A 15641-nucleotide genomic window follows, 5' to 3' on the forward strand; every position below is an offset into this window, starting at 1 on the left:
CAAAGTAGAATTCTGTCCATATCTTTGCCACGGGTCCGTCGGATCGGCTGGCGAAAGCCGATCCAGCCACGATTTGTGTCGTTCGAGGATGATTTGATGTTGAAGGCCAGCCTTGCGGCGGGACTTGCGGGTCTTGCTCTTTTCGCAATCCAGATGGGCGGGGCGTCCCTTTCCCTCCTGCTGCCTCTGTCCATGCTGGGATTGGCCGCAGCCCTCTTCCTGGCCCGGGACATGCCGAAATTCCTCAAGGTCTTTGTCTACGTCCTGGCCGTGGTCGAGGCGATCATGGCAATGATGCTGGTGGCGGACGCCTTCGGCTTCATCTCCGAGGATCTCGGCGGCTATGTGCCGCCCGCCTCCATGCCGGTCGGCGCGACGATCTTCGCCTTCGTGATCCACGGCATCTCCCGCATTCCGGTCATCCGCACCATCATGGGGATCGCCGACCGCTATTTCGATTCCGGGGCGTCGAGCGAAATCCGCATCCCCCTCATCGGCACGGTGCGCGCCTCCGAGGGTACCATCGGCACGGCGCTCCTCGCTCTTCTCATCGCCGTCAACCTGTTCCAGGTGGCCTTGAGCGTCAGGCTCAACTTCTTCGGCCGCGACATGTTCAACGCCCTGCAGGGCAAGGACGGTCCGGCCTTCTGGTATCAGCTGTTCTGGGTCTTCGTGCCGCTGGCGACGATCTATGTCTCGGTGGCGCTGGTCGAGATCGTGTCACAATACGTGCTGCGCATCCGCTGGCGCGCCTTCCTCAACGGGCTTTATGTCACCGAATGGCTCGGCGACGGCACCCATTACCGCATGCAGCTCGTCGGACGCGAGGCGGACAACCCCGATCAGCGCATCGCCGACGACCTGCGCAATTATGTCGATCAGACCTACACGCTCTCCATCGGCCTCATGAACCAGTCGGCGACGCTGGTCTCCTTCGTCGCCATTCTCTGGGCTCTGTCGCGGGACTTCACCCTGCCGGGCACGGATATCCCGGTGCCGGGCCTTCTGGTCTGGGTCGCCATCCTCTATGCCCTGGTCGGCACCTGGCTGACCCATGTCATCGGCCGTCCGCTGATCGGCCTCTATTTCCAGCAGGAGAGGGTGGAGGCGGATTACCGCTTCTCCCTGGCGCGCTTGCGTGAATATACCGAGCAGGTGGCTCTTCTCGGCGGCGAGGAGGCGGAGAAGCAGGCGCTCGGCCGGCGCTTCGGCATGATCGTCGAGAATTTCATGCAGATCGTCCGCCGCGTGATGAATCTCACGATCTTCCAGTCGGCCTACTTTCAGGCCAACGTGGTCGTGCCCTACATCCTGACCGCGCCCTACTACTTCATTGACAAGATCACGCTCGGCCAGATGCAGCAGACGGTCGGCGCCTTCTCGAGCGTTCAGGGGGCCCTGACCTTCTTCATCACGTCCTATTCCACCATTGCGAGCTACAAGGCCGTCATCGACCGTCTGACCACCTTCGAGGGGGCCATCGCCGCCGTTCACAGGCGCGATACGACGGGCAAGCACGTCTCGCTTGCTCCATCCCCCAACGGCGATCTGCAGGTGTCCGATCTCACGGTCTCCCTGCCGGACGGGCGCGCGCTCATGCGGGCGGACGATGTGGCCTTCCGCCAGGGCGAGACGACCTTGCTGACCGGGCCCTCCGGCTCCGGCAAATCCACCCTGTTCCGCGCTATTTCCGGTATCTGGCCCTTCGGGCAGGGCGAGATTCAGGTTCCTGACGGGCAGAGCATGATGCTCCTGCCGCAGCGGCCCTACATCCCCATGGGATCCTTACGCGCCGCCGTGACCTATCCCGGCATGCACGGCGTCTATGACGATGCGTCGATCAAGGATGCCTTGCGTGCGGCCAAGCTGCCGGCGCTGGCCGACCGGCTCGATGAGGAGCGCGCCTGGGCGCAGACCCTGTCGCTCGGCGAGCAGCAGCGCCTTGCCATCGCCCGCGCCCTCCTGGCCAAGCCCGACTGGCTGTTCCTCGACGAGGCGACGGCGGCTCTCGACGAGCCGACCGAGGCCGATATCTATGGGATGCTGAAGAAGAACCTACCGGAGACCACCATCGTCTCCATCGGCCACCGCTCGACGCTTTCCGCGTTCCATGATCGGCGTGTCGACATGCAGAAGATGGAAGACGGCCTCTTCGCCCCGGTCGACAGGCGCCAGACCGAGCCCGAGCCGACGGCTTGAAAGAAAGCGGCCTCCGATTCCGTGGAATCGGAGGCCGCCTCAAGTTTCTCTCATTGCAGCGTTGTCAGCGAAGCGGAATCCGCATCCTCTGAAATGCCTTAAATCGCCCGCTCGAACTTCAGTTCGCCGTTCTGAGTGCGGATGGTCAGGATCGGGCCGGAGATATCCCACTTGGCCGCCGTGCGAAGCGCTACGAGAAAGGCCTGTTCGACGGACATCACCGCCTTGTCGCAGGTCTTCTTGGTGAGCGCGAAGGGGCCGACCGCGAGACCCTGCTCGCGCAGGGGATAGGCCGTCGCCGAATAATTGTTGCAGCCGCCGAAACCCCGGGCGCGCAATTGGTCGTCCAGCGAGAAGCTGGGACGATCGCCCGTGAAGGGCTTGCCGTTCAGGCTGACGGCGGTCCAGGTGGCCCCGAGCGGGAAGATCTTGTCCAGCTGGCCCGGCTGCGGGACCTTGGTGTCCACTTGGCGCGTCGGGCCTGCCGGCCGGCCGGGAACCGTCGATGTCTGGGCATAGGCTGCCGGCACAGCGGCAAAAGCGGCCAGGAGCGCCGCAATTCGAAGCGCGTTCATCGGTACCTCATTCATCGAAAACGCCGGGACAATAAGGGGCCTTTGCCGCAGAGGCAACGCCCCAATGACTTTGTTCTTTGTATCGTGCGATTCAGCATGCTGAATCTGAAGCTAGGATTAAAAGAAGCGCGGCAGCATGTGGGAACAGCCGTAAGAGAGGACCACGGAACTGCAACCATGGTCCCTCTCCACAGGGGATAGAGCGGATGTGCCCTCAGCCGATCCGCTTCAGCAGCCGCTCGGTCAGGGTATTGGTGGGGCGGAAGAGATAATCGAAGGCCCTCACCGTGACATCCTTGGCTCCGAGGCCCTGGAGCGCGGCCACGATGTCGAACACGGTCGAGGCCTTGCAATGGATGACCGCTTCCCGCCCTTCCGGTTCGCCATAGGGGAGGGTGGCGCCGAAATCCTGCAGGATCGCGGAAAGTCTCGATGCGCGGGACGGATCGAGTGCGGCCCGCACCTCCCGGCTCGTACGCGCCTCTTCCTCCGCGGCGATGCGGTTCAGGACGGCGGTGGCCGCTTCCCGCGTCCGGGCGGACCAGGGCGCGCGCGCGGAGGCGACGAGATTGGCCTCCGAGCGCAGGATCAGCCCGTCGTCGAGAATTTTCAGCGCATTGGCCTTCAGGGTCGCGCCCGTCGTGGTGATGTCCACCACGATCTCGGCCGAGCCCGCGCCCGGTGCCCCTTCGGTCGCACCGAGGCTCTCGACGATGCGGTAGTCGGAAATACCCTTCTCGGCGAAGAAGCGGCGGGTCAGGTTCACATATTTGGTGGCGACCCGCATCTTCTGGCCATGGCGGGCGCGCAGGTCGGCGGCGACCTCGTCGAGATCGGCCATGGTGCGCACGTCGATCCAGGCCTGCGGCACGGCGACGATCACATTGGCATAGCCGAAGCCCAGGGGCGTCAGAAGCTCGACCGCCTCGTCCGCGTCGGCGATCTGTTCACGGATCAGGTCCTCGCCCGTAATGCCGAGATGGGCCGCGCCGGTGGCGAGCTGGCTGACGATCTCGGAAGCCGAGACGAAGGCGACTTCCACATCCGGCACGCCGGATAGCGTGCCGCGATAATCGAGCGCGCCGCGCGATTGGCTGAAGACAAGGCCCGCGCGGGCGAAGAACGCGGCCGCATTCTCCTGCAGCCGGCCCTTCGAGGGGACGGCGAGGATGAGAGGGGTTTCGGTCATCAGGGCCTCCCCACGATGCGATCGAGCCAGAAGGAGCAGCCGACAGCCGGGATCGGCGCCGCGGCGCCGAGATGCTCCAGCAGACGGTCGTAGCGCCCGCCGCCGACGATGGGCTTGCCATCGCTGCGGCCTGCATCCTGCACTTCGAAGATGAAGCCCGTATAGTAATCGAGATTACGCGCGAAGGTGGCGGAGAAGGAGAACGCGGCCACGTCGAGCCCGCGCGCCGCCATGAAGCCGGTGCGCTCCTCGAACGTGTTCAGCGCCTCCGACAGGTCGAGACCCGCATCCTTGGCGAGCAGCCTGACCGCATCGGCGGCCTGATCGGGATCGCCCGAGATCGACAGGTAGCGCTCCAGCACGGCACGTGCCGCGTCGGGCAGGCCTGTGCGGTTCGCTGCGCGGGCGAGGAACCGCTCGGCGATCTCCCCGGCACTGCGTCCGCCGACACGGGCGATGCCCGCGATGGAGAGAATATCCTCCACGAAAGCCTTGGCCGCCTGCGGCGCTTGACCCTCGATGGCGGCAAGCAGGCCCGCATGTTCCTGCTGTCCTTGAGCTTCCGGCTCGCCGAGGCTTGCCAATCCCTGTCCCGACACGATGGCTCGGATCACCCGGCGTTTCGCGGCGGGCGCGATGCCGAGCGCATCGATGAGCGCATTGAGTAGGCCCATATCGCCGAGCCGCACCCGGTGGGCTGTCAGGCCGATATGCTCGAGGCCTTCCAGTGCAAGGCCGAGGATTTCCGCATCCGTGGCGGAGACGTCCGCCCGGCCGATGGATTCGAGACCGGCCTGGAGGAATTCGCCCGCTTCGCCGGGCCGCATGCGGAAGACGGGGCCGCCATAGCAATAGCCCGCAGGCTCCGCGCCGTGTTCGCCCAGATGCCGGAGGCAGACGGGAATGGTGTATTCGGGCCGCAGGCACAGCTCCGTGCCGGAGGCATCCTGCGTCACGAACATCCGCCGCCGGATATCCTCGCCGGACAACTCGACGAACACATCCGCCGGCTGCAGAACCGGCGGTTCGACATGCGCGTAGCCCTCGCGCTCGAAAAGCGCGATCAGCGCAAGAATGGCATCCGTCTCCGTCACTGGCGTCGCTCAAGTCCTTGTGTTCGCATGCTCTCTAGCAATGCTTGGCAGGGAAGGCGACCGTTTTTGGCGGGAAGGGTGAATGAGGGCGGTAAATGTAAATCTTGTGCCATCCCGGGGCGAGCGGCAGCAAGAACCTGCGGCGTCCCGGAATGACAGGCGCGGGATACCCTCATCCTGAGACGCTTCGCTCCTCAGGATGAGGGTGGAATCACGGAACCCGAATGATGGGCGCTGTCAGTGCGGCTTTTCGGCTTTCGCTGCCTTTGTGATCTTGCGGGTAGTCTTGCGCTTGCTGTGATCGCTGGCGAGATTGGCGTATTGCGGCTTCTTGCTGCTCGCCGGTTTAGCGCGGCGAGGGGCCTCCTCTTCCTCTTCTTCGCCCATGAGAGAGGATGGCAGGAAATGACGGGCGGTATCGGTCACGACCCCGGCTACCGCTCCGGCTGCCGTCTGCACGGCTTCCCTAGTGGCGCCAGCGGCCAGGGTTCCGGCCTCGGCGGTCGCGGAGCCGGCCTTGCGCACGGTGCGCTTGGTCAGGGCGGCGGCGGCGGCAGCGGCGGCGGCGATCAGGGCATCGGCCAGAAGCTCGCGGCCGAGATCGGAATTCAGCATATCCTTCAGCGGCGCGAAATTGCTGAAGGCCTTCGCCAGCTTCGTGCTCGAATCCTTCTTCGCCTTGGTCTTGCCCGAACTCTTCTTCGATTTGGCTTTCGCCATGGTTACCTCCTGATGGTCAAGCTTGCAGGAACAACTGTGAAACCATGCGTCGGTTCCGAGCGGCACACAATCGCTGTCCCTCTCCTTTGCCGGGAGGTGCGAAGTCGGAGTGCTTTGTTGGATGGGGGCCGATATCGGTGCTTGGCTTATTCGGTCGAACCACTCTTTACCCCTCCCCGCAAAGGGGGAGGGGGATATGGAGCTTTAACCGAAATGCCTGCCTAAAACCTCGCGCACGGCTTCGACGAGTTTGCTCTCGGGAACCGAGAACTGGGCCGGACGGACGGCTTTCCATTCCTCGTTGGAGGTGATCGCCTCGGCAGCCTTGGCGCCCTCGATCAGGTCCTTGATCTCGACCTCGCCGCGCTCGCGCTCGTTCGATCCCTGGATGATGACGCAGGGACTCTGCCGCTTGTCGGCATATTTCATCTGCGCCTTCATGCCCGACGAGCCGAGATAGAGTTCGGCCCGGATGCCGGCCTGACGCAGGGTGGACACCATGCGCTGGTAGGCGGCGATCTGGTCCTTGTCCATGACGAGAACCACGACGGGGCCGGGCTGCTCCGCCCCAGAGACGATGGGGCTTTTCACCATGCGCAGGGCCGAGAACAGTCGCGAGACGCCGATGGAGAACCCGGTCGCGGGCACCGGCTCGGAGCGGAAGCGCCCAACGAGCCCGTCATACCGCCCGCCGCCGCCGACCGAGCCGAAGCGAACGGGGCGGCCGTCCTCGTCGGTGACGGTGAAGGTAAGGTCCGCCTCGTAGACGGGGCCGGTATAGTATTCGAGGCCGCGGACTACCGAAGGATCGATGATGATGCGGTCCTCATATCCAGAGGTCCCGACGAGCGCCGCGATCTCGGACAATTCGTTCACGCCCTCGGCGCCGCGCGCCGAGACGCCGATGACCTTGCGAAGATTCTCGACCGTCGCGGCGTTCGTATCGCCCCTGGCCTCGGTGAAAGCGAGAACGCGGTCGATATCCTCCGGTTGAAGCCCCGCACCCTTGGTGAAGTCGCCGCTCTCGTCCTTGCGGCCCGGCCCGAGCAGAAGGCGCACGCCCTCAGGCCCCAGCCGGTCGAGCTTATCGATGGCGCGCAGCACCGTGAGCCGTTGGCCTGCTTGTGTCTCGCCGCCGAGGCCGATGGCTTCCAGCACGCCGTCGAGCACTTTGCGGTTATTGACCTTGATCACGTAGTCGCCGCGCCTGATGCCGACTTTTTCCAGCGTATCGGCGGCCATCATGCAGATTTCCGCATCCGCCGCGACGGAGGCTGCGCCGACCGTGTCGGCGTCGAACTGCATGAACTGGCGGAAGCGACCCGGACCCGGCTTCTCGTTGCGGAAAACCCAGCCGGCGCGATAGCTGCGATAGGGCTTGGGCAAGGCATCGAAATTCTCGGCCACGTAACGGGCGAGCGGCGCGGTCAGGTCGTAGCGCAGGGACAGCCACTGCTCGTCGTCGTCCTGGAAGGAGAACACACCCTCGTTCGGGCGGTCCTGATCGGGCAGGAATTTTCCCAGCGCGTCGGTATATTCGACGAAGGGCGTTTCGACGCCCTCGAAGCCGTAGAGTTCGTAGGATTTACGGATCGCCGCGAGCATCCGCTCGGTCGCCGCTAGCTCGGCGGGGCCACGGTCGGCGAAGCCGCGCGGCGCGCGAGCCTTCAGTTTATCGGCCTTGGACATGGGTCAGACGCAGTCTGTTGGTGAGGAAACGTGCTCGGGTCCTAACCCGCAACGCCGTGAGGGGCAAGGTTTGCTTGAGGCCTCAGTTCGCCTCCGGCGCCTCAGGCCCCAGGTCGATCTGCCGTCTGGTTTCGAGAATGCGGAAGCCTGCGGCCTCATAGGCGCGGCAAGCGGCGGCGTTATCCGCTGTGGTCGCGAGGACGAGCGTCCGAACCCCTTCCTGCGCGAAGACCCAGCCGAGATGATGGGCGAGGCGGCGGGCATGGCCGCGTCCCCGCTGGTCGGGCCGTGTCAGGAAATCGCCGATCAGGGCGATGTCCGCATGGCGCGCGATGGTTCCCGCCGTGGCGACGATGTCGCCCTTATGGAGGAGGGCGGCGAACGGCATGGTCAGCATCCATTCGGAAAACGCGTTACGCGGATAGTGCTCCTCCATGAAGCGGGTCACGACTGGCGCATCCTCTATCCCCAGACGTCGCGCGTCGGGGTCGGCGGCTTCCGTTGCGAGCGCCCGTCCGTAGATCCGCATGTCACGCGCTTCGATGAGCCGGTTGCCGAAACGGGGACGCAGCACGGCTTCGTGGTCCGGCTCGATATGCAGCTCGGTAGCAGACGGCGCTGTCAGGCCGAGGGCCAATTCCTCCGGTCGCAACTGCCCGATAGCCGTTATGACGACAAGCTGATCGAAGGCGATCCCGAGGAGGGCTCCCGCGCGGTCCTGGCCGAGATAGGCCGAGCGGTTGTCGATACCCTTGTCGAGATCCGCCAAGGCGGCCTCGAAATACAAACGAAACAGTGGCTTGTCCCGCAGGAACGAGCCAAGCCACTGCCTGTCGTGAGACGAGAGGGCGGAGGTCGGACGCAGCATCGGCTCCGCGTCTTCCTCGTTATGCCACCTTCTTGATGACCCGCGCGACCTTGTCGGCGATCTCGCCGATCTGCTCCTCGGTGACGATGAGCGGCGGCGAGAGGGCGATGGTGTCGCCGGTGATGCGCATCATCAGGCCTTCCTCCTGGAAGCCGCGATCCATGGCCTCGAACGCACGGGCGCCGACCGCGTCGGGACGCGAGGCGAGGTCGATGGCGCCCACGAGCCCGATGGTGCGGATGTCGAGCACGTTCGGCAGGTCCTTCAGGGAGTGGATCGCATCGGCCCAGACCGGCTCGAGCGTCTTGGCGCGCTCGAACAGCTTCTCATCCCGATAGATGTCCTGCGCCGCCAGCGCAGCCGCGCAGGCGAGCGGGTGACCGGAATAGGTGTAGCCGTGGAACAGCTCGATCATGTTCTCCGGCCCCTTCATGAAGGTGTCATAGATGCCCTTGCGCACCATGACGCCGCCCATGGGCACCGTGCCGGAATTCACGCCCTTGGCGAAGGTGATCATGTCCGGAATGACGCCGTAGCGCTCGGCGGCGAATGCCGTGCCGAGGCGGCCGAAGCCGGTGATGACCTCGTCGAAGATCAGGAGGATGCCGTATTTGTCGCAGATCTGGCGCAGGCGCTGGAGATAGCCTTTCGGCGGCGCCAGCACGCCGGTGGAGCCCGCCATCGGCTCGACGATGACGGCGGCGATGGTGGAGGCGTCGTGCAGGGCGACGATGCGCTCCAGATCGTCCGCCAGATGCGCGCCCCATTCAGGCTCGCCGCGAGAAAAGGCCTGCTCAGCGCGGTTATAAGTGTGAGGCAGGTGGTCGACGCCCGCGAGCAGGGTACCAAAGAACTGGCGATTCTTGACGATGCCGCCGACCGAGATGCCGCCGAAGCCGACGCCGTGATAGCCGCGCTCGCGGCCGATCAGTCGCGTCCGGCCACCCTGGCCCTTCACGTTCCAATAGGCGAGCGCGATCTTCAGCGCCGTATCCACCGCCTCGGAGCCCGAATTGCAGAAGAAGGCGTGGTCGAGATCGCCGGGGGCAAGCTGGGCGAGGCGCGAGGCCAGGGCGAAGCCGCCGGAATGGCCGAACTGGAAGGCGGGGGAATAGTCGAGCTCGCTTGCCTGGGACTGGATGGCGGCGGTGATCTCGTCCCGGTTATGGCCCGCGTTGCAGCACCATAGGCCCGCCGCGCCGTCGATCACTTCTCGGCCTTCCGGGGTGTAGTAATACATGCCCTTGGCGCGGGCGACCATGCGCGGGCGCTGCTTGAAGGAGCGGTTCGCCGTGAACGGAAGCCACCAGGCCTCCAGGTCGTTCGGGGCGGAAAGGTCGTTGGCGGCTCTGGATGGGTGAGCGTTCATGGCGTTCCTCGGAATAGAGATTCGAGGATAGCCTAGCAGCCGCCTCACAAGCTGCAAAAGGACTTTTGCAGCGGGAGCCCTGCAAAGTAAGCGTGGCTGTCAGCCCGTCATGGCATGGGCTTCGAAGCCTGCCGCGTCGAGCGCCTGCGCCACTTCGACGCTCTGCGCCTTCGTCGTCACATGGACGCGGCCGTGTTCGAGATCGACCTCGACCCTGGCGCCGGGGTCAAGGCGCTGAATGGCCTTGGTGACGGCGTTTACGCAACCCTGACAGGTCATGCCGTCGACCTGCATCAATAAGTCCTTGCGGGGTTCTTTCATCGCTTGGGATCCTTTCATTTCCAGGTCGTCCGATCCCGGCCGATGGCTGAAAGCCGGAACAGGCGCAGGAAAATATGCCGTTACGGAACACTAACGCTTGCGAACGTGGTCCGCGTCGGACAACAATGTTTCACATCTGATTCGACGATTTCCGCGTTGAACCACGGGAGCGGGGGCACCCATGGTCGAAATGGCCAAAAGGCTGGATTTGTTCAAAGGCAGGCAAGCGAAATTGTTCGCTCTCGGCCTGTGCGCCGTTGCCGTCTTGGCCGCTGTCGCGGTGGAGGCCGAAAGCCTCGTGCCGGTCGCCGTCCTGCTGCACGTCGCTGCCTTGTCCGGCATCGCTTTCATCTGGCTGCGGATGGAGGCGTCGGCACAGGAGGCCCGGAAAGCGTCGGCCGGCATTGCCGTCCTGGCCGGCCGCCTGGACAGGCTCGAGCAGCAACTGCGCCTGCCCGGCGCCACGGCCAATCCCGCCCTGCGCACCACGATGGCCGAAGTCACCGGCACGGTTGGGCTGCTCGGCGGCGTGGTGCGGGAGCTTGCCAAGAATGTCGCCGCGCAGCACCGCGATGTCGCCGACCTCAAGAGCAACCTTCAGCATTCCAGGAAAACCCGCAACGACGAGCAGTCCGCCCTCAGGATCGCGCCGGAGCCGCGCCTCGCCGAGCACCGTTCCCTGGACCGGCCGAGCGCACAGCCCGAACCGTCCCTTCTCCCGCTTCCGCAAAGGGGCATGGAAGACGACGACATGCACCGCGCTCGTCTGATTTCCCAGGCTTTCGAGGCCGATCGGATCGAACTGCATCTCCAGCCGGTGGTCGCTCTGCCGCAGCGCAAGGTCCGTTTCTATGAGGCGCTGGCCCGGCTGCAGCTCGAAGACGGCACCATCATCGGCCCGGCCGAGTTCCTGCCCCATCTCGAGCGTCTCGGCCGCGCGCCGGACTTCGATCGCAGGGTCGTCGGGCAGGCTATCGCCATTGCCCGCCATCTGGTCGCCCGCGGCAGCGAGGCCATCGTCACCGTCAACCTCTCGCCTCGCTCGCTGATGGTGCCGGGCTTCCTGTGGTCCCTCGTCCGCCTGCTGGAGGCCGCGCCTGAGATCACGGGCAAGGTCGTTCTCGAGTTGCCGCAGCAGGGCTGGCGGATGCTCGATGCCGAGCAGCGCGAGGCGGTTCTCGCTCTGCGCGATCGAGGCGTTCCTTTATCCCTCGATCAGGCATCGGATATGGGCTTCGATGCGAGGATGCTCGCGGAGTACGGCATACGGTTCGTGAAATTCACCGCCGATATGATCCTGGCCGAGGCGGAGCGCGACGAAGGGCGGGAAATCGGCGTGCGCGATTTCGCTTCGCTCCTGCGCCGCGCCGGCATCAAGCTCGTCGCCGAGCGCGTCGAGCGCGAGGAAATGGTGCCTGCTCTCATCGAACTCGGCGTGCCCCTCGCGCAGGGCTTCGTCTTCGCGGCTCCCCGTGCGGTTCGTGCCGAAGTGCTTGCGGCGGCGGATTCGAAAAAGGCTGTTCCGGCTGAAGGGACCCGTTCCGCGATCCGCCGCGCCGGTTGACTTCGGGGCCTCCAGGGCCTACCCGCCCGGCTCATCCGGTTATTTAACGAGCGCGTGTCTTCATCGGCGAAAAGGTGTCCTCTTCGCAAAAGACATGCTTCAACGCTGTGAGATCTCATGACCGCCTCGACCCGTCCCGCTCTCGTCGATGGTCTGCAACCCATTGCCGACCGTTATGATCTCCTTCTCTGCGATGTGTGGGGCGTCCTGCATAACGGCATCAAGGCCTATGAACCCGCCAGCGAGGCGCTGACGCGCTTCCGCGAAGGGGGAGGGCGGGTCGTCCTGGTCTCCAATGCGCCGCGTCCGGGCACGTCGGTGGGGATCCAGCTCGATGGTTTCGGCGTGCCGCGAACGGCCTACGATTCCATCGTCACCTCAGGGGATCTGACCCGGCTTTCCATCGAGGAACGTCTCGGTCAGGTCGTGCACCATATCGGCCCGCCCCGCGACATGCCGATCTATGACGGGCTCGATATCCGCTTCGGCGGCATCGGGGAGGCCGATTACGTGGTCTGCTCCGGCTTCACCAACGACGAGAAGGAGACGGTCGAGGATTATCGCGCGCGGCTCGAAGCCATGCTCGCGCGCCGGCTCCTGATGGTCTGCGCCAATCCCGATCTCATCGTCGAGCGCGGCAACGTGATCGTCCCCTGCGCCGGAACGCTCGCGCTCGCCTACGAGGAAATGGGCGGCGACGTCTATTACGCCGGCAAGCCCCATGCGCCGATCTACGAGTGTGCGATTGCGGTCGCGGCGAGGCTGAGCGGTCGGGACATCCCCAAGGACCGCGTGCTCGCCATCGGCGATGCCATCCGCACCGACATCGCAGGCGCCGCGGGCTACGGCATCGATTCCCTCCTCATCGCGCGCGGCATTCACGCGGAGGAGCTGAAGGCTCATCAGGGCCCGCTCGTGTCGCAGCACGTGCAGGACTGGGTCGATCTCCAACCCGTCAAGCCACAGGCCATCACCGACGCCCTGTCCTGGGCCGCGTGAGATTTTATCCGTTACGGGTTCACGCAATCCCCTGTCATTCCCGGCCGGGAATGACAGGGGAGGGATGGCAGGGATGCAACGATTCATCGCCGAGTGCTCACTTCCCTTGACCCCCGCTCCGGTTTTCGACAGGGTCGCGGCCGCTGAAGCCCGTCCCTGATCCCATGCTCCCTGACGCTCACGCATCCATCCCGTTCACGATCTGCCGCGACGGCGAACCCGTGCCGCAGCGCCTGAAAGGCGCCACGGCCGCCATCGGCAATTTCGATGGCGTCCATTGGGGGCACCAGCAGCTGATCCGCATGGCTCTTGCCACTGGCCGTCCCGCCGTGGTCGTCACCTTCGAGCCGCATCCGCGCACCTTCTTCCAGCCCGACAATCCGGTCTTCCGCCTCACGCCGGAGCCGGTGAAGCTCGCAATTTTCGCGCGAATGGGCCTGACGGGCGCGTTCGTGAGACGTTTCGACAGGAGCCTTGCCGCGTTGAGCGCGGAGGAATTCGTCGAGCTTCTCGCGCGGGATCTCGATGTCTCCGGTGTCGTGATCGGCCACGATTTCCGCTTCGGCCACGGCCGCGAGGGCAATCCGGCGCGGATGGAGGAGATGTGCCGCGCGCGTGGGCTCGAATGCCTGATCGCGCCCGCTGTGACCTCCGGCACGGAGCCTGTCTCGTCCAGCGCCATCCGGGCGGCCCTGGAGGCGGGCGACATCGCTCAGGCCAACAGGCTCCTCGGCTATCGCTGGTTCGTTCGCGCTGAAGTCCGCCATGGCGACAAGCGCGGTCGGGTGCTCGGCTATCCCACCGCCAATATGCGCCTCCCCGACGATTGTCGCCTGCGCTACGGCATCTACGCGGTGCGGGCCCTGGTCGACGGCAGGCTGGTCGACGGCGTCGCCAGCTTCGGCCGCCGCCCCACCTTCGACAATGGCGCGCCGCTGCTCGAAGTGCACCTCTTCGATTTCGAGGGCGATCTCTACGGGAAGAATATCGATGTGGAATTCATCGACTGGATCCGCGGCGAGGAGCGCTTTGACGGCATCGAGGCGCTGATTGCCCGCATGGACCGGGATTCCGAGGAGGCGAGGCGGATGCTCGCTGAGGACCGGATGCGGTCGATGATCGGCTGAGGATGGTCATTCCCGGTCCTGCGGACCGCCGGGGATGACAAAGGGGACCGCTGCGCATCACCCCAACCCTCCCTTCAACGCCCGCGCCGCCATGGCATAGCCGCCCATGGCGCCGTCGACGAAGTGGATATGGTCGCTGCGGGTGGCGGAGGGGACGAAACAGGTCATGAGCGCGGCGTCCTGCCGGTGCAGGCCGTAATGGGCGATGCCTTGCCGCTCCGCCTCGGCGAGCATCGCCTCGATCCGGTCCGCGAGGGCGGGCGTGCAGTCGAGGGTCATGCGCAGGCCGTCGTCGAATTTGCGGAAATCGGTGTTCTCCACGAGCTGGTGACGGTAGCGGGCCGGGTCGAACCCGCCCACCCGCAGGCCGAGCCGGAAGATGGCGAAGGAGATGAGGCGTCTCGCGCCGAGCCGAAGGGCGGCCCATAGGCGCGGCTCATTCTCGCCCCGCACGGTCTTGGTTTCGAGTGCGAAGCCGTTGAACGGCGAGTGCAAGGATGGCCCGTTCGCCGGAATCGGCCGTCCGGCCTCGTTGCGCCTCTCGGTGAGGGCAAGAACATCCCCGACGAGCGCGTTGAAGGCGGGCGCATCCGTGCCCATGGCCGGGACGACGATGAGGGAGAGAATGACGCCATGCTTCGCCCGGATCTCGTCGAAGCGGCAGGACAGGCCGGTCAGGTCGGGATGGGTACCGCGCTCCGCCGGCGGCACGGCGAAAGCGCCGGCCTTCATCTGCCGCTCGGCATAGGCCATGCCGCCGCCGCTGAACATGGCATAGGCCACGTCGGGCGAGGCGGCGAAGCGAGCGATGCGGACATCATGCCCGGCCTCACGCACCGCTGCGACCGGAACGAGGGCGATGCGAAGCTCCAGGCCGAAATCGTCCCGCACCCAGGCGGCGACGGCGGCAAGGGATTTGCGCGCCAGATCGGTCTTTGCCGCCGGAAGGGCGAAGCTTGCCCCGTCTCCCCCGAAAACGAACGGAAAATCGTTGCCGTGAAGGGCGTTTGCAGCGGCCGCGATCACGGCGGCGGCGGCCGTGTTCACTTCCTTATAGCGGCCGGCCTCGATGGCGGCGGTGGACTGGACGATATCGGCGAGCCCGAGCACCCAATCCTCGGGCAGGGGCGTGTAGATGGAGGGATCGGTGAGCTGGGAAAATCTGCCGAAGACCGGCAGCCGGTCATAGAAGCCGGATGCTTCGACAGGGTGGATTTCCAGCTCGCCCGTTTTCATGGTCTCCCATTCCGGTCGAAGGATTCCTCGAAACTTAGCCGAAAGGCGCCTTAGGCAACCGTTTCGCCTTCCGGTGCGCCCCGGCCGAGAGCGTCGGGCAGGGGATCGCCCTCCGCGACGAAGCGCATCGAGATCGAGTTCATGCAATAGCGCTCGCCGGTGGGCGGCGGGCCGTCGTCGAAGACGTGGCCGAGATGGCCCTCGCAGCGGGCGCAGCGGATCTCGGTACGGATCATGCCGTAGCTCGTGTCCCGCACGAACGCGATATGCTCACGGTCGATGGGATCGAAGAAGCTCGGCCAGCCGGTGCCGGATTCGAACTTGGCGCCTGACTTGAAAAGGGGCAGGCCGCAGAGACGGCAGGCATAGGTGCCCTTCGCCTTAGCGTCGTTGAACACGCCGCAGAAGGCGCGCTCCGTGCCGTGTTCGAGAATGACCCGGCGCTCCTCGTCGTTCAGATCGGCCACGAGGCTGTCGAATTGTTCGGGAGAGGGGGGCGTCAGGTCGAAGCCTGCCTTGGAACGCTGCCCTTCCGCGGTGGTGGAGTGATCCATTGTCGATCCTTCTCGCAATCCTTCTTGGGATGCATATATGGTTGGTTTCCCGCGCAATAAGAAGCTCTCCCGAGCCGCCACGCTTTATTCTCGGCGCCGGCGCTGCTAAAAGGCAGACGATGTCCGTATTTTTCCAG

At 65.2% G+C, this 15641-nt stretch carries 14 protein-coding genes; 4 read left to right on the forward strand and 10 right to left on the reverse strand.

What is annotated here, in order from left to right:
* The first annotated feature begins 96 nt into the window (after window positions 1–96).
* Window positions 97–2199 (forward strand): ABC transporter ATP-binding protein/permease, encoded by a 2103-nt coding sequence (locus AB4Y97_RS13505; protein WP_441999562.1) that lies wholly within the window; start codon window positions 97–99, stop codon window positions 2197–2199.
* A gap of 98 nt (window positions 2200–2297) precedes the next feature.
* On the opposite strand, the gene AB4Y97_RS13510 is transcribed toward AB4Y97_RS13505, so the two are convergent.
* The 8 genes from AB4Y97_RS13510 to AB4Y97_RS13545 all read right to left on the reverse strand — a co-directional run bounded on the left by AB4Y97_RS13510 (window position 2298) and on the right by AB4Y97_RS13545 (window position 10024).
* Window positions 2298–2774, reverse strand: coding sequence for an META domain-containing protein (locus AB4Y97_RS13510; RefSeq protein WP_441999563.1), 477 nt, complete (start codon window positions 2772–2774; stop codon window positions 2298–2300).
* A gap of 214 nt (window positions 2775–2988) precedes the next feature.
* The gene (hisG, locus tag AB4Y97_RS13515) at window positions 2989–3963 is read right to left on the reverse strand and encodes an ATP phosphoribosyltransferase (protein ID WP_441999564.1); all 975 of its coding nucleotides are present in this window, start codon (window positions 3961–3963) and stop codon (window positions 2989–2991) included.
* On the reverse strand, window positions 3963–5057 hold the full coding sequence (locus AB4Y97_RS13520; protein WP_441999565.1) for an ATP phosphoribosyltransferase regulatory subunit: 1095 nt from the start codon (window positions 5055–5057) through the stop codon (window positions 3963–3965). Before AB4Y97_RS13520 ends, hisG begins: the two co-directional genes overlap by 1 nt.
* Before the next feature lie 237 nt (window positions 5058–5294).
* The gene (locus AB4Y97_RS13525; RefSeq protein WP_441999566.1) at window positions 5295–5777 is read right to left on the reverse strand and encodes a hypothetical protein; all 483 of its coding nucleotides are present in this window, start codon (window positions 5775–5777) and stop codon (window positions 5295–5297) included.
* Window positions 5778–5981: 204 nt separating this feature from the next.
* Window positions 5982–7466: a histidine--tRNA ligase gene (gene hisS / locus AB4Y97_RS13530; protein ID WP_441999567.1), complete on the reverse strand. Its 1485-nt coding sequence runs from the start codon at window positions 7464–7466 to the stop codon at window positions 5982–5984.
* Window positions 7467–7548: 82 nt separating this feature from the next.
* The gene (locus AB4Y97_RS13535; RefSeq protein ID WP_441999568.1) at window positions 7549–8334 is read right to left on the reverse strand and encodes a GNAT family N-acetyltransferase; all 786 of its coding nucleotides are present in this window, start codon (window positions 8332–8334) and stop codon (window positions 7549–7551) included.
* Between the two features lie 19 nt (window positions 8335–8353).
* The gene (locus tag AB4Y97_RS13540) at window positions 8354–9703 is read right to left on the reverse strand and encodes an aspartate aminotransferase family protein (RefSeq protein ID WP_441999569.1); all 1350 of its coding nucleotides are present in this window, start codon (window positions 9701–9703) and stop codon (window positions 8354–8356) included.
* A gap of 99 nt (window positions 9704–9802) precedes the next feature.
* Window positions 9803–10024, reverse strand: coding sequence for a heavy-metal-associated domain-containing protein (locus AB4Y97_RS13545; protein WP_441999570.1), 222 nt, complete (start codon window positions 10022–10024; stop codon window positions 9803–9805).
* A 232-nt stretch (window positions 10025–10256) separates the two neighbouring features.
* Between AB4Y97_RS13545 and AB4Y97_RS13550 the strand changes: the two genes are divergently transcribed.
* The 3 genes from AB4Y97_RS13550 to AB4Y97_RS13560 all read left to right on the forward strand — a co-directional run bounded on the left by AB4Y97_RS13550 (window position 10257) and on the right by AB4Y97_RS13560 (window position 13714).
* On the forward strand, window positions 10257–11588 hold the full coding sequence (locus tag AB4Y97_RS13550) for an EAL domain-containing protein (protein WP_441999571.1): 1332 nt from the start codon (window positions 10257–10259) through the stop codon (window positions 11586–11588).
* 117 nt (window positions 11589–11705) lie between these two features.
* Complete coding sequence (locus AB4Y97_RS13555) at window positions 11706–12587, forward strand: TIGR01459 family HAD-type hydrolase (protein WP_441999572.1); 882 nt, start codon at window positions 11706–11708, stop codon at window positions 12585–12587.
* Between the two features lie 164 nt (window positions 12588–12751).
* Window positions 12752–13714, forward strand: a complete 963-nt coding sequence (locus AB4Y97_RS13560; RefSeq protein WP_441999573.1) for a bifunctional riboflavin kinase/FAD synthetase — start codon at window positions 12752–12754, stop codon at window positions 13712–13714.
* A gap of 57 nt (window positions 13715–13771) precedes the next feature.
* Here AB4Y97_RS13560 and AB4Y97_RS13565 read toward each other — a convergent pair whose 3' ends face one another.
* Both AB4Y97_RS13565 and msrB read right to left on the reverse strand, forming a co-directional pair.
* Complete coding sequence (locus AB4Y97_RS13565; protein ID WP_441999574.1) at window positions 13772–14950, reverse strand: DUF3095 domain-containing protein; 1179 nt, start codon at window positions 14948–14950, stop codon at window positions 13772–13774.
* Window positions 14951–15000: 50 nt separating this feature from the next.
* A complete protein-coding gene (gene msrB / locus AB4Y97_RS13570) occupies window positions 15001–15504 on the reverse strand; it encodes a peptide-methionine (R)-S-oxide reductase MsrB (RefSeq protein WP_441999575.1) in 504 nt (167 codons plus the stop codon).
* Between the last annotated feature and the right edge of the window lie 137 nt (window positions 15505–15641).

This window comes from Microvirga sp. 2TAF3 (assembly GCF_052114965.1).
GTDB lineage: Bacteria > Pseudomonadota > Alphaproteobacteria > Rhizobiales > Beijerinckiaceae > Microvirga.

Bases quoted from the DNA above. Each gene is read 5' to 3' on its own strand.
- AB4Y97_RS13510 (WP_441999563.1), bottom strand. From the start codon at position 2,774: ATGAACGCGCTTCGAATTGCGGCGCTCCTGGCCGCTTTTGCCGCTGTG.
- AB4Y97_RS13545 (WP_441999570.1), bottom strand. From the start codon at position 10,024: ATGAAAGAACCCCGCAAGGACTTATTGATGCAGGTCGACGGCATGACC.
- msrB (WP_441999575.1), bottom strand. From the start codon at position 15,504: ATGGATCACTCCACCACCGCGGAAGGGCAGCGTTCCAAGGCAGGCTTC.
- hisS (WP_441999567.1), bottom strand. From the start codon at position 7,466: ATGTCCAAGGCCGATAAACTGAAGGCTCGCGCGCCGCGCGGCTTCGCC.
- AB4Y97_RS13525 (WP_441999566.1), bottom strand. From the start codon at position 5,777: ATGGCGAAAGCCAAATCGAAGAAGAGTTCGGGCAAGACCAAGGCGAAG.
- AB4Y97_RS13565 (WP_441999574.1), bottom strand. From the start codon at position 14,950: ATGAAAACGGGCGAGCTGGAAATCCACCCTGTCGAAGCATCCGGCTTC.
- AB4Y97_RS13540 (WP_441999569.1), bottom strand. From the start codon at position 9,703: ATGAACGCTCACCCATCCAGAGCCGCCAACGACCTTTCCGCCCCGAAC.
- hisG (WP_441999564.1), bottom strand. From the start codon at position 3,963: ATGACCGAAACCCCTCTCATCCTCGCCGTCCCCTCGAAGGGCCGGCTG.
- AB4Y97_RS13555 (WP_441999572.1), top strand. From the start codon at position 11,706: ATGACCGCCTCGACCCGTCCCGCTCTCGTCGATGGTCTGCAACCCATT.
- AB4Y97_RS13535 (WP_441999568.1), bottom strand. From the start codon at position 8,334: ATGCTGCGTCCGACCTCCGCCCTCTCGTCTCACGACAGGCAGTGGCTT.
- AB4Y97_RS13560 (WP_441999573.1), top strand. From the start codon at position 12,752: ATGCTCCCTGACGCTCACGCATCCATCCCGTTCACGATCTGCCGCGAC.
- AB4Y97_RS13505 (WP_441999562.1), top strand. From the start codon at position 97: ATGTTGAAGGCCAGCCTTGCGGCGGGACTTGCGGGTCTTGCTCTTTTC.